Genomic DNA, 11050 nt, shown 5'->3' with positions numbered 1-11050 from the left:
TTCCCCCCCCCCCCCCCCCCACCACCCCGGGTCACCAGACGGTGGGCCGGCCCCCCACTCACCCGGTCCACCGGACCGGGGAAGCAACGACAGTCCGAGGAGGACCCCCAGTGGCGAAGGCGAAGTTCGAGCGGACTAAGCCGCACGTCAACATCGGCACGATCGGTCACATCGACCACGGGAAGACGACGCTGACTGCGGCGATCACCCGCGTGCTGCACGACAAGTACCCGGACCTGAACCAGGCCTCGGCGTTCGACCAGATCGACAAGGCTCCCGAGGAGCGTCAGCGCGGCATCACGATCTCGATCGCGCACGTCGAGTACCAGACCGAGGCGCGCCACTACGCGCACGTCGACTGCCCGGGTCACGCGGACTACATCAAGAACATGATCACCGGTGCGGCGCAGATGGACGGCGCCATCCTGGTGGTCGCCGCCACCGACGGCCCGATGCCGCAGACCAAGGAGCACGTCATCCTGGCCCGCCAGGTCGGCGTCCCCTACATCGTCGTCGCGCTGAACAAGGCCGACATGGTGGAGGACGAGGAGCTCCTCGAGCTCGTCGAGATGGAGGTGCGTGAGCTCCTCTCCAGCTACGAGTTCCCCGGCGACGACGTCCCCGTCGTGCGCGTCTCCGCGCTGAAGGCCCTCGAGGGCGACGCCGAGTGGGGCGACAAGCTCATGGAGCTCATGAACGCGGTCGACACCGCGATCCCCGAGCCCCAGCGCGCGGTCGACCAGCCGTTCCTGATGCCGATCGAGGACGTCTTCACCATCACCGGCCGCGGCACCGTGGTGACCGGCCGCATCGAGCGCGGTGTGCTCAACGTCAACCAGGAGGTGGAGGTCGTCGGCATCCGCCCCGCGTCGACCAAGACCACCGTGACCAGCATCGAGATGTTCAACAAGATGCTGGACACCGGCCAGGCCGGCGACAACGCCGCCCTGCTCCTGCGCGGCCTCAAGCGCGACGACGTGGAGCGCGGTCAGGTCGTCGTGAAGCCCGGCAGCATCACGCCGCACACCGAGTTCGAGGGCCAGGCCTACATCCTGTCCAAGGACGAGGGTGGCCGTCACACGCCCTTCTACAACAACTACCGTCCGCAGTTCTACTTCCGGACGACCGACGTCACCGGCGTCGTCTCGCTGCCCGAGGGCACCGAGATGGTCATGCCCGGTGACAACACCGAGATGAAGGTCGACCTCATCCAGCCCATCGCCATGGAAGAGGGCCTGAAGTTCGCGATCCGTGAGGGTGGCCGCACCGTCGGCGCCGGTCGGGTCACGAAGATCATCAAGTGAGCTGAGCCGGCGGGGGAGCGCGAGCCTCCCCGCCGGATCGCTCCCTGCGCGGAGGGGCGGGTCCACCTGGGCCCGCCCCTCCGTCGTGAGGGGTACCCGCCGTCGGCGGGTACCCCGGAGGTCCTCCGGGCGCGCGGCCCGATTCGCCAAGGTGGGGTCCTGTCTGGCAGACTATCGGGGTTGCTGTGCCGCCGCGGGTTCATCCCGCCCGGTGGCCGGCGGCCGCGAACGTCGAACGTCTCGTACGGGCGGCGGACGGTCAACCTGAACAGGACGACCGCCGTGGGTGACCACGGCTAGGGACCACACCGGGCAACCGGGCGAGGGTGCAGAACGTGCGAGAGCGCGACACGCCCGACCTCGGGGGTCGGGGCCCCAGGCGGGGCCCCGCGCCGCGCGCGAGTCAGTAGCGGTACGAAGAGAGAGAGTCAGACGACGCCATGGCGGGACAGAAGATCCGCATCAGGCTCAAGGCCTACGACCACGAGGTCATCGACAGCTCGGCGCGCAAGATCGTCGACACGGTGACCCGGACCGGCGCCTCGGTGGCCGGGCCCGTGCCGCTGCCGACCGAGAAGAACGTCTACTGCGTGATCCGCTCGCCGCACAAGTACAAGGACAGCCGCGAGCACTTCGAGATGCGCACGCACAAGCGCCTCATCGACATCATCGACCCCACGCCGAAGACCGTCGACTCGCTCATGCGTCTCGACCTCCCGGCCGGTGTCGACATCGAGATCAAGCTCTGAGGGACTGCACACGATGAGCGACAGGCAAGTGCGAGGGGTGCTCGGCACCAAGCTCGGCATGACGCAGCTGTGGGACGAGGCCAACCGCCTCATCCCGGTCACGGTCGTCAAGGTCGAGCCCAACGTCGTGACCCAGGTCCGCACCACTACCACCGACGGCTACGAGGCCGTCCAGCTCGCCGCCATGGCGATCCCGCAGCGGAAGGCGAACAAGCCGGCCGCCGGGCACTTCGCGAAGGCCGGCGTCGCGCCGCGCCGCCACCTGGTCGAGCTCCGCACCAGTGACGCCGCGTCCTACGAGCCCGGCCAGGAGGTCACGGCCGAGGTGTTCGACGCGGGCACCACCGTCGACGTGGTCGGCACCACCAAGGGCAAGGGCTTCGCCGGCGTCATGAAGCGCCACGGCTTCGCGGGTGTGAGCGCGTCCCACGGCTCGCACCGCAACCACCGCAAGCCGGGCTCCATCGGCGGGTGCGCGACCCCCGGTCGCGTCTTCAAGGGCCTGCGCATGGCGGGCCGCATGGGTGCCGAGCGCCAGACCACCCAGAACCTGACCGTGCACGCCGTCGACGCGGAGAAGGGCCTGCTGCTCATCACGGGCGCCGTCCCCGGTCCCCGCGGCGGGCTCGTGCTCGTCAAGACCGCCGCCAAGGCGCGCGTGAAGGAGGCCTGAGCACATGACCACGACGACTGAGGCCATCACCGTCCCGCTGCGCACCGCCGACGGCGGTACCAACGGCACCGTCGAGCTGCCCGCGACCGACTTCGGCCGCCAGGTGAACGTCGCCCTGATCCACCAGGTCGTGACGGCCCAGCTGGCCGCCGCGCGCCAGGGCACGCACGCCACCAAGACCCGCGGCGACGTCCGCGGCGGCGGCAAGAAGCCGTACAAGCAGAAGGGCACCGGCCGCGCGCGCCAGGGCTCGCTGCGCGCCCCGCAGTTCACCGGCGGTGGCACCGTGCACGGCCCCCAGCCCCGCGACTACTCGCAGCGCACCCCGAAGAAGATGAAGGCCGCCGCCCTGCGCGGTGCCCTCTCGGACCGGGTCCGTCACGAGCGCCTGCACGTCGTGGAGGGCATGGCCATCGGCGAGGCCCCCTCGACGAAGACGGCCGTCAAGCTCCTGTCGACGCTGTCCGGCCGCAAGAACGTGCTGGTCGTCCTCACCCGCGACGACGAGGTGTCGGCCAAGAGCCTGCGCAACATCGCCGGCGTGCACGTCCTGCCCGCCGACCAGCTGAACACCTACGACGTCGTGAAGAGCGACGACATCGTCTTCACCCGCGCGGCGCTGGACGCCTTCGTGGCGGGACCGCCGAAGGGTCGCAGCGCGACCGCGGTGGCTGCGGAGTCGGAAGGGAGCACCCTGTGAGCGCGCTCGGCGGAACCCAGAAGGACCCGCGCGACATCCTCATCGCGCCGGTCGTCTCGGAGAAGAGCTACGGGCTCATCGACGAGGGCAAGTACACGTTCATCGTGGACCCGGCGGCCAACAAGACCGAGATCAAGATCGCGGTCGAGAAGGTCTTCGGCGTGAAGGTCTCCGCGGTGAACACCGCCAACCGGCAGGGCAAGAGCCGGCGCACCCGGTACGGCACGGGCAAGCGCAAGGACACCAAGCGGGCCATCGTGACGTTGCGCGAGGGCACGATCGACATCTTCGGCGGCTCGGTCGCCTGAGCCCCAGGGCTCGCACGAGAAGCCGTAGACACCTTCGAACCCGAGGAACGACGCAATGGGAATCCGCAAGTACAAGCCGACGACGCCGGGCCGCCGCGGCTCGTCCGTCGCCGACTTCGTCGAGGTCACGCGGAGCGAGCCGGAGAAGTCGCTCGTCCGTCCGCTGACCAAGTCCGGTGGCCGCAACTCCACCGGGCGCATCACCACCCGCCACATCGGTGGCGGTCACAAGCGCGCCTACCGCGTCATCGACTTCCGTCGCAACGACAAGGACGGCGTGCCGGCGAAGGTCGCGCACATCGAGTACGACCCGAACCGCACCGCGCGCATCGCGCTGCTCCACTACGTGGACGGCGAGAAGCGCTACATCATCGCCCCGAGCCGCCTGAAGCAGGGTGACCGGATCGAGAACGGCCCCACGGCCGACATCAAGCCCGGCAACAACCTGCCGCTGCGGAACATCCCGGTCGGCACCGTGGTCCACGCGATCGAGCTGCGCCCCGGCGGCGGCGCCAAGATCGCTCGCTCCGCGGGCGCCAGCGTGCAGCTCGTGGCCCGCGAGGGCCGCTTCGCGCAGCTGCGCATGCCCTCCGGCGAGATCCGCAACGTCGACGTCCGCTGCCGCGCGACGATCGGCGAGGTCGGCAACGCCGAGCAGTCGAACATCAACTGGGGCAAGGCCGGCCGCATGCGCTGGAAGGGCAAGCGCCCGACCGTCCGCGGTGTGGCCATGAACCCGATCGACCACCCGCACGGTGGTGGTGAGGGCAAGACGTCCGGTGGCCGTCACCCCGTCAGCCCCTGGGGTCAGCCTGAGGGCCGCACGCGGCGTCCGGGCAAGGAGAGCGACAAGCTCATCGTCCGTCGTCGCCGCACCGGCAAGAAGCGCTGATAGGGAGTCCAGGCCACCATGCCTCGCAGCTTGAAGAAGGGCCCGTTCATCGACGACCACCTTCAGAAGAAGGTGGACGTCCAGAACGAGGCCGGCACGCACAACGTCATCCGGACCTGGTCCCGCCGTTCGGTCATCACGCCGGACTTCCTGGGTCACACGTTCGCGGTGCACGACGGCCGCAAGCACGTCCCCGTCTTCGTCACCGAGGCGATGGTGGGGCACAAGCTCGGCGAGTTCGCGCCCACGCGGACGTTCAAGGGCCACGAGAAGGACGACCGCAAGGGTCGTCGTCGCTGAGCCCCGCGGTTCAGTGCAACGAAGTCACGAACTGAGACCAGAAGGCAGGACAGGGATGGAAGCCAAGGCGCAGACGCGGTACCTCCGCGTCACGCCCCAGAAGGCGCGCCGAGTCGTCGACCTCGTCCGGGGCAAGCAGGCCACCGAGGCCGTCGCCGTGCTGTCGTTCGCCCCGCAGTCGGCGGCTGAGCCGGTGCGCAAGCTCGTCGAGAGCGCCATCGCGAACGCGAAGTTCCTCGCGGACAAGCACTCGGAGGCGTTCGACCCGAACGACTACGTGGTCAAGGCGATCCACGTGGACGAAGGCCCCACGATGAAGCGCTTCCGTCCCCGCGCCCAGGGCCGCGCGGGACGCATCCTGAAGCGCACCAGCCACATCACGGTGGTCGTCGCCCCCGCAGTCGCCGGCGCCAAGAAGACGAGGAGGACCCGCTAGTGGGACAGAAGGTCAACCCGCACGGGTTCCGACTGGGCATCACCACCGACCACAAGAGCCGCTGGTTCGCGGACTCCACCAAGACGGGTCAGCGCTACGCCGACTACGTCAAGGAGGACGTCGCGATCCGCCGCCTCATGTCCAAGGGCATGGAGCGGGCCGGCATCTCCAAGGTCGAGATCGAGCGCACCCGCGACCGCGTGCGCGTCGACATCCACACCGCCCGGCCGGGCATCGTCATCGGCCGTCGCGGTGCGGAGGCCGACCGCATCCGCGGCGAGCTGGAGAAGCTGACCGGCAAGCAGGTGCAGCTGAACATCCTCGAGGTGAAGAACCCCGAGATCGACGCTCAGCTCGTCGCGCAGGGCATCGCCGAGCAGCTCGCCAGCCGCGTGTCGTTCCGCCGCGCCATGCGCAAGGGCATGCAGACGTCCCTGCGCTCCGGCGCCAAGGGCATCCGCGTGCAGTGCGCCGGCCGCCTGGGCGGCGCCGAGATGAGCCGCTCGGAGTTCTACCGCGAGGGTCGCGTGCCGCTGCACACGCTGCGCGCGAACATCGACTACGGCTTCTACGAGGCCCGCACGACCTTCGGCCGCATCGGCGTGAAGGTCTGGATCTACCACGGTGACGTCACCAGCCGTGAGCTCGCCCAGTCGCAGGCCGCCGCTCCGCGCGCCCCGCGTCGTGGTGAGCGCAGTGACCGCGGCGAGCGCGGCGGCCGTCGCCCCCGTCCCGCGCAGGACGCGACCAGCGCGCCCGTGGCCGAGGCCGCTGCCGGTGGCAGCACCTCGACCGGGACCGCGGCGAGCGAGCCGGTGATCGGCAAGGGCAGCAACGGAACGGAGGGCTGAGTAGTGCTCATCCCACGGCGAGTCAAGCACCGCAAGCAGCACCACCCCACGCGGCGCGGTGCGGCCAGCGGCGGCACCCGCGTCACGTTCGGCGAGTACGGGATCATGGCCGTCGAGGGCGGCTACGTGACCAACCGGCAGATCGAGTCGGCTCGTATCGCCATCACCCGCCACATCCGTCGTGGCGGCAAGGTCTGGATCAACATCTACCCGGACCGCCCCCTCACGAAGAAGCCGGCCGAGACCCGCATGGGTTCCGGTAAGGGCTCCCCGGAGTGGTGGATCGCGAACGTGAAGCCGGGAAGAGTCATGTTCGAGCTGTCGTTCCCCAACGAGAAGGTCGCTTCGGAGGCGCTGACCCGCGCCATCCACAAGCTGCCGGTGAAGTGCAAGATCGTGCGCCGCGAGGGTGGTGAGTGATGGCCATCGGGACCAAGGGCCTGGGTGTCGACGACCTGCGTGGCTTCGAGGACGCGAAGCTGGTCGAGGAGCTCAAGAAGGCCAAGGAAGAGCTGTTCAACCTGCGCTTCCAGTCCGCGACCGGGCAGCTGGAGAACAACTCCCGGCTCCGGGCCGTCAAGCGGGACATCTCCCGCATCTACACCACGATGCGCGAGCGCGAGCTCGGCATCACCGAGGCGCCGATCACGAAGGAGGCCGCGGAGTGAGCGAGCAGACCGCCGCCGCCGCGACGAGCGAGCGCGGCTACCGCAAGACGCGCCGTGGCTACGTCGTCAGCGACAAGATGCAGAAGACCGTCGTGGTCGAGGTCGAGGACCGCGTGAAGCACCCGCTCTACGCGAAGGTCATCCGCCGCACCACCAAGGTCAAGGCGCACGACGAGGCTTCGACCGCCGGCGTGGGGGACCTCGTCCTCATCGCCGAGACGCGGCCGCTGTCCGCCACCAAGCGCTGGCGCGTCGTCGAGGTCCTCGAGCGCGCCAAGTGACCTCGGGCGGAGCGCAGGTGCGCACCGCCTCCCGTACCCCATGTCCGTTCGGCCAGGCTCGGCGCCCCCTCGCGGGGCGTCGAGAACCGGCGCGACGAAGGAGTAGAGAGTGATCCAGCAGGAGTCGCGGCTCAAGGTCGCCGACAACACGGGTGCCAAGGAGATCCTGTGCATCCGCGTGCTCGGCGGTTCCGGCCGCCGCTACGCGGGCATCGGTGACGTGATCGTGGCCACGGTCAAGGACGCGATCCCCGGTGGCAACGTGAAGAAGGGCGACGTGGTCAAGGCCGTGATCGTCCGCACCAAGAAGGAGCGTCGCCGCGCCGACGGTTCCTACATCCGCTTCGACGAGAACGCGGCCGTGATCCTCCGCGCCGACGGCGGCGACCCGCGCGGTACCCGAATCTTCGGGCCCGTCGGTCGTGAACTGCGCGAGAAGAAGTTCATGAGGATCATCTCGCTGGCTCCGGAGGTGCTCTGACCATGGGGAAGATCCGCATCAAGAAGGGTGACCTCGTCCAGGTCGTCACCCGCGTGCGCGGTCGCCGCAACGAGGACGGCACCAAGACCTCGGACCTCGGCAAGCAGGGCAAGGTCCTGGAGGTCTTCGCCGACACGCAGCGCGTGCTCGTCGAGGGCGTCAACCAGATCAAGCGCCACACGAAGGCCCGCCCGGGCGTCGCCGGCGGCGTCGAGGTCCGCGAGGCCCCGATCCACATCAGCAACGTGCAGCTGGTCGACCCGGAGTCGGGCAAGCCGACCCGCGTGGGCATCCGCACCGAGCAGGTCGAGCGCGACGGCCGGACCAAGACCAACCGGATCCGTGTCGCCAAGCGTTCCGGCAAGGACATCTGATGACTACTGAGACTGAAGCTCGCCCGCTGCCCCGTCTGAAGCAGCGCTACCGCGACGAGATCAAGGGTCAGCTGAACGAGCAGTTCGCCTACGGCAACGTCATGCAGATCCCCGGCCTGGTCAAGGTCGTGGTGAACATGGGCGTCGGCGAGGCGGCTCGCGACTCCAAGCTGATCGACGGCGCCGTGCGCGACCTGACCGTGATCACCGGCCAGAAGCCCCAGATCACCAAGGCCCGCAAGTCCATCGCGCAGTTCAAGCTGCGCGAGGGCATGCCGATCGGTGCGCACACCACGCTGCGCGGCGACCGCATGTGGGAGTTCCTGGACCGCCTCGTGTCGCTGGCGCTGCCGCGCATCCGCGACTTCCGCGGCCTGTCGCCCAAGCAGTTCGACGGCAACGGCAACTACACGTTCGGCCTGACCGAGCAGTCGATGTTCCACGAGATCGACCAGGACAAGATCGACCGTGTGCGCGGCATGGACATCACGGTCGTGACGACGGCCAAGACCGACGAGGAGGGCCGGGCGCTGCTGCGTGCGCTGGGCTTCCCGTTCAAGGAGAACTGACCGTGGCGAAGACCGCTCTCATCACCAAGGCCGCGCGCAAGCCGAAGTTCGCTGTCCGCGCCTACACCCGTTGCCAGCGCTGCGGCCGGCCCCACGCCGTGTTCCGCAAGTTCGGCATCTGCCGCATCTGCCTGCGGGAGATGGCGCACCGCGGCGAGCTGCCCGGTGTGACCAAGAGCAGCTGGTGACCTCCAACATCACGACGACGCCGAAGGTCCGCACCGCGCTCCGCGGTGCGGAAACCCCGGCGAGGAAGGGCGGACGAGCCCGATGACGATGACCGACCCCATCGCAGACATGTTGACGCGTCTGCGCAACGCCAACTCGGCGTACCACGACACGGTCTCCATGCCGTACAGCAAGCTGAAGTCGCACATCGCCGAGATCCTCCAGGCCGAGGGCTACATCGCCTCCTGGTCCGTCGAGGACGCCGAGGTCGGCAAGAAGCTGACGCTGGACCTGAAGTTCGGCCCCAACCGCGAGCGTGCGATCGCCGGCCTGCGCCGCGTGAGCAAGCCCGGTCTGCGGGTCTACGCGAAGTCGACCAACCTGCCCCGCGTGCTGGGCGGCCTGGGCGTGGCGATCCTGTCCACGTCCTCCGGGCTCCTGACCGACAAGCAGGCCAACAAGAAGGGCGTGGGTGGGGAAGTCCTCGCCTACGTCTGGTGAGGGAGGAGGACTCATGTCGCGCATCGGTCGACTCCCGATCCCCGTCCCCGCGGGCGTGGACGTGACCATCGACGGCCCCGCCGTCACGGTCAAGGGCCCCAAGGGCACGCTGACGCACACCGTCGCCTCGCCGATCGCGGTGGAGCGCACGGAGGAGGGCACCCTGCAGGTGACCCGCCCCGACGACGAGCGCACCTCGCGCGCTCTGCACGGCCTGACCCGCACCCTGCTGGCCAACATGGTCCAGGGCGTGACGCAGGGCTACGAGAAGCGTCTCGAGATCGTCGGCACCGGGTACCGCGTGACCCCTCGGGGCACGGACCTGGAGTTCGCGCTCGGCTTCAGCCACCCGGTCGTCATCAAGGCCCCGGAGGGCATCACCTTCGCGGTGGAGAACAACACGCGCTTCTCGGTGTCCGGCATCGACAAGCAGCAGGTCGGCGAGGTGGCTGCGAACATCCGCAAGCTGCGCAAGCCCGACCCGTACAAGGGCAAGGGCGTGCGCTACGCCGGCGAGCAGATCCGCCGCAAGGTCGGAAAGGCGGGTAAGTGACGATGGCTCTCTCCACCCAGCGGACCCAGAAGGGCAAGGCGGCTGCGCTCAAGCGCCGTCACACCCGAGTGCGCAAGAAGGTCGTGGGCACCGCCGTGCGCCCGCGCCTGGTCGTCACCCGCTCCAGCCGGCACGTCTTCGTGCAGGTCATCGACGACGCGGCGGGTCACACCCTCGCGTCGGCCTCGACCATGGAGGCGGACCTGCGTGCCAGCGGTGACGACAAGTCGGCCAAGGCGAAGGCCGTCGGCGTCCTCGTCGGCGAGCGGGCCAAGGCGGCCGGCATCGAGGCCGTGGTCTTCGACCGCGGCGGCAACCGGTACGCCGGGCGTGTCGCGGCGATCGCCGACGGCGCCCGCGAGGCTGGTCTCGCCCTGTGATGACCCGAACTGTCGATGAGATGAGGAACGTCTGATGCCTGGACCCCAGCGCCGAGGCGCCGGCGCCGGTGCGGCCGGCGGCGGCGACAACCGTGGCAACGACCGTCGGGACCGCCGTGACGGCGGCCGCGACCAGCGCGGGCGGGGCGACGCGGGTGACCGCGGCAACTTCGTCGAGCGCGTGGTGACCATCAACCGCGTGGCCAAGGTCGTCAAGGGCGGCCGGCGCTTCAGCTTCACGGCCCTCGTGGTCGTGGGCGACGGCGACGGCACCGTCGGCGTCGGCTACGGCAAGGCCAAGGAGGTGCCCGCGGCGATCGCCAAGGGCGTCGAGGAGGCCAAGAAGAACTTCTTCCGGGTGCCCCGCATCCAGGGCACCATCCCGCACCCCATCCAGGGCGAGAAGGCGGCCGGCGTGGTCATGCTGCGCCCGGCCTCCCCGGGTACCGGCGTCATCGCCGGTGGCCCGGTGCGCGCCGTGCTGGAGTGCGCGGGCGTCCACGACGTCCTGTCGAAGTCGCTCGGCTCCGACAACGCGATCAACATCGTCCACGCGACGATCGAGGCCCTGCGGGGTCTGGAGCGTCCCGAGCAGGTCGCGGCGCGCCGCGGCCTGCCGGTGGACCACGTGGCCCCCGCCGCGCTGCTGCGCGCCCGTGCCGAGGGGGTGAGCGCCTGATGGGTCGCATCAAGGTCACCCAGGTGAAGTCCGGCATCGGTGGTAAGCAGAACCAGCGGGACACCCTGCGCAGCCTCGGGCTGCACAAGATCGGGCAGAGCGTCGTCAAGGACGACAAGCCGGAGTTCCGCGGCATGGCCAAGACGGTCGCTCACCTCGTGACCGTCGAGGAGGTTGACTGAC

The 11050-nt window shown here is 69.5% G+C and carries 21 protein-coding genes; all 21 read left to right on the top strand.

All coding sequences use genetic code 11. The annotated features are described in order from the left end of the window. Positions 1–110 precede the first annotated feature (110 nt). Entirely contained in the window at positions 111–1304 is a 1194-nt protein-coding gene (gene tuf / locus V9U69_RS05560; RefSeq protein WP_337060314.1) for an elongation factor Tu, read from the top strand. 440 nt (positions 1305–1744) lie between these two features. Then, positions 1745–2053, top strand: coding sequence for a 30S ribosomal protein S10 (gene rpsJ, locus V9U69_RS05555; protein ID WP_012084982.1), 309 nt, complete (start codon positions 1745–1747; stop codon positions 2051–2053). Positions 2054–2066: 13 nt separating this feature from the next. Then, positions 2067–2726 carry a 50S ribosomal protein L3 gene (gene rplC, locus V9U69_RS05550; protein ID WP_442907612.1) on the top strand — a complete coding sequence of 220 codons (660 nt, stop codon included), beginning with the start codon at positions 2067–2069 and terminating at the stop codon, positions 2724–2726. Between the two features lie 4 nt (positions 2727–2730). After that, positions 2731–3426: a 50S ribosomal protein L4 gene (gene rplD / locus V9U69_RS05545; protein WP_337060312.1), complete on the top strand. Its 696-nt coding sequence runs from the start codon at positions 2731–2733 to the stop codon at positions 3424–3426. Next, on the top strand, positions 3423–3734 hold the full coding sequence (rplW, locus tag V9U69_RS05540; protein ID WP_337060311.1) for a 50S ribosomal protein L23: 312 nt from the start codon (positions 3423–3425) through the stop codon (positions 3732–3734). Before rplD ends, rplW begins: the two co-directional genes overlap by 4 nt. A gap of 55 nt (positions 3735–3789) precedes the next feature. Continuing rightward, on the top strand, positions 3790–4626 hold the full coding sequence (gene rplB / locus V9U69_RS05535; RefSeq protein WP_337060310.1) for a 50S ribosomal protein L2: 837 nt from the start codon (positions 3790–3792) through the stop codon (positions 4624–4626). 18 nt (positions 4627–4644) lie between these two features. Further along, positions 4645–4926 (top strand): 30S ribosomal protein S19, encoded by a 282-nt coding sequence (gene rpsS, locus V9U69_RS05530; protein WP_337060309.1) that lies wholly within the window; start codon positions 4645–4647, stop codon positions 4924–4926. Between the two features lie 55 nt (positions 4927–4981). Further along, positions 4982–5362, top strand: a complete 381-nt coding sequence (rplV, locus tag V9U69_RS05525; protein ID WP_242126757.1) for a 50S ribosomal protein L22 — start codon at positions 4982–4984, stop codon at positions 5360–5362. Then, the gene (gene rpsC, locus V9U69_RS05520; protein ID WP_337060307.1) at positions 5362–6213 is read left to right on the top strand and encodes a 30S ribosomal protein S3; all 852 of its coding nucleotides are present in this window, start codon (positions 5362–5364) and stop codon (positions 6211–6213) included. The genes rplV and rpsC overlap by 1 nt, the downstream gene beginning before the upstream one ends. 3 nt (positions 6214–6216) lie before the next feature. Further along, a complete protein-coding gene (gene rplP / locus V9U69_RS05515) occupies positions 6217–6633 on the top strand; it encodes a 50S ribosomal protein L16 (protein WP_242126754.1) in 417 nt (138 codons plus the stop codon). Then, the gene (rpmC, locus tag V9U69_RS05510) at positions 6633–6881 is read left to right on the top strand and encodes a 50S ribosomal protein L29 (protein WP_337060304.1); all 249 of its coding nucleotides are present in this window, start codon (positions 6633–6635) and stop codon (positions 6879–6881) included. Before rplP ends, rpmC begins: the two co-directional genes overlap by 1 nt. Next, positions 6878–7162 carry a 30S ribosomal protein S17 gene (gene rpsQ, locus V9U69_RS05505; protein WP_308220261.1) on the top strand — a complete coding sequence of 95 codons (285 nt, stop codon included), beginning with the start codon at positions 6878–6880 and terminating at the stop codon, positions 7160–7162. The genes rpmC and rpsQ overlap by 4 nt, the downstream gene beginning before the upstream one ends. A 109-nt stretch (positions 7163–7271) precedes the next feature. Then, positions 7272–7643 (top strand): 50S ribosomal protein L14, encoded by a 372-nt coding sequence (gene rplN / locus V9U69_RS05500; RefSeq protein WP_242126750.1) that lies wholly within the window; start codon positions 7272–7274, stop codon positions 7641–7643. A gap of 2 nt (positions 7644–7645) precedes the next feature. Further along, on the top strand, positions 7646–8017 hold the full coding sequence (gene rplX / locus V9U69_RS05495) for a 50S ribosomal protein L24 (protein ID WP_337060302.1): 372 nt from the start codon (positions 7646–7648) through the stop codon (positions 8015–8017). Further along, complete coding sequence (gene rplE / locus V9U69_RS05490; RefSeq protein ID WP_337060300.1) at positions 8017–8586, top strand: 50S ribosomal protein L5; 570 nt, start codon at positions 8017–8019, stop codon at positions 8584–8586. Before rplX ends, rplE begins: the two co-directional genes overlap by 1 nt. A 2-nt stretch (positions 8587–8588) precedes the next feature. Beyond that, positions 8589–8774 (top strand): type Z 30S ribosomal protein S14, encoded by a 186-nt coding sequence (locus V9U69_RS05485; protein ID WP_242126746.1) that lies wholly within the window; start codon positions 8589–8591, stop codon positions 8772–8774. A gap of 82 nt (positions 8775–8856) precedes the next feature. Next, on the top strand, positions 8857–9255 hold the full coding sequence (gene rpsH / locus V9U69_RS05480; protein ID WP_242126745.1) for a 30S ribosomal protein S8: 399 nt from the start codon (positions 8857–8859) through the stop codon (positions 9253–9255). A gap of 13 nt (positions 9256–9268) precedes the next feature. Then, entirely contained in the window at positions 9269–9808 is a 540-nt protein-coding gene (rplF, locus tag V9U69_RS05475) for a 50S ribosomal protein L6 (protein ID WP_337060295.1), read from the top strand. A 2-nt stretch (positions 9809–9810) separates the two neighbouring features. Beyond that, positions 9811–10188 (top strand): 50S ribosomal protein L18, encoded by a 378-nt coding sequence (rplR, locus tag V9U69_RS05470; protein ID WP_337060294.1) that lies wholly within the window; start codon positions 9811–9813, stop codon positions 10186–10188. Between the two features lie 34 nt (positions 10189–10222). Beyond that, on the top strand, positions 10223–10867 hold the full coding sequence (gene rpsE, locus V9U69_RS05465) for a 30S ribosomal protein S5 (RefSeq protein WP_337060293.1): 645 nt from the start codon (positions 10223–10225) through the stop codon (positions 10865–10867). Further along, positions 10867–11049: a 50S ribosomal protein L30 gene (rpmD, locus tag V9U69_RS05460; RefSeq protein ID WP_337060292.1), complete on the top strand. Its 183-nt coding sequence runs from the start codon at positions 10867–10869 to the stop codon at positions 11047–11049. The genes rpsE and rpmD overlap by 1 nt, the downstream gene beginning before the upstream one ends. Position 11050: the final 1 nt, after the last annotated feature.

Origin of the sequence: Kineococcus sp. G2, assembly GCF_037154035.1 — a bacterium.
Taxonomy (GTDB): Bacteria; Actinomycetota; Actinomycetes; order Actinomycetales; family Kineococcaceae; genus Kineococcus.
Note: the sequence above shows the minus strand (reverse complement) of the source record. Positions and strands in the feature narration are given on the sequence as shown.

Excerpts from the sequence above, each read along its gene's own strand:
- rpmD (WP_337060292.1), top strand. The coding sequence starts at position 10,867 with ATGGGTCGCATCAAGGTCACCCAGGTGAAGTCCGGCATCGGTGGTAAG.
- rplB (WP_337060310.1), top strand. The coding sequence starts at position 3,790 with ATGGGAATCCGCAAGTACAAGCCGACGACGCCGGGCCGCCGCGGCTCG.
- rplE (WP_337060300.1), top strand. The coding sequence starts at position 8,017 with ATGACTACTGAGACTGAAGCTCGCCCGCTGCCCCGTCTGAAGCAGCGC.
- rplX (WP_337060302.1), top strand. The coding sequence starts at position 7,646 with ATGGGGAAGATCCGCATCAAGAAGGGTGACCTCGTCCAGGTCGTCACC.
- rpmC (WP_337060304.1), top strand. The coding sequence starts at position 6,633 with ATGGCCATCGGGACCAAGGGCCTGGGTGTCGACGACCTGCGTGGCTTC.
- rplC (WP_442907612.1), top strand. The coding sequence starts at position 2,067 with ATGAGCGACAGGCAAGTGCGAGGGGTGCTCGGCACCAAGCTCGGCATG.
- rplR (WP_337060294.1), top strand. The coding sequence starts at position 9,811 with ATGGCTCTCTCCACCCAGCGGACCCAGAAGGGCAAGGCGGCTGCGCTC.
- rplV (WP_242126757.1), top strand. The coding sequence starts at position 4,982 with ATGGAAGCCAAGGCGCAGACGCGGTACCTCCGCGTCACGCCCCAGAAG.
- rpsS (WP_337060309.1), top strand. The coding sequence starts at position 4,645 with ATGCCTCGCAGCTTGAAGAAGGGCCCGTTCATCGACGACCACCTTCAG.
- rpsE (WP_337060293.1), top strand. The coding sequence starts at position 10,223 with ATGCCTGGACCCCAGCGCCGAGGCGCCGGCGCCGGTGCGGCCGGCGGC.
- rpsH (WP_242126745.1), top strand. The coding sequence starts at position 8,857 with ATGACGATGACCGACCCCATCGCAGACATGTTGACGCGTCTGCGCAAC.
- rpsJ (WP_012084982.1), top strand. The coding sequence starts at position 1,745 with ATGGCGGGACAGAAGATCCGCATCAGGCTCAAGGCCTACGACCACGAG.
- rplD (WP_337060312.1), top strand. The coding sequence starts at position 2,731 with ATGACCACGACGACTGAGGCCATCACCGTCCCGCTGCGCACCGCCGAC.
- rplF (WP_337060295.1), top strand. The coding sequence starts at position 9,269 with ATGTCGCGCATCGGTCGACTCCCGATCCCCGTCCCCGCGGGCGTGGAC.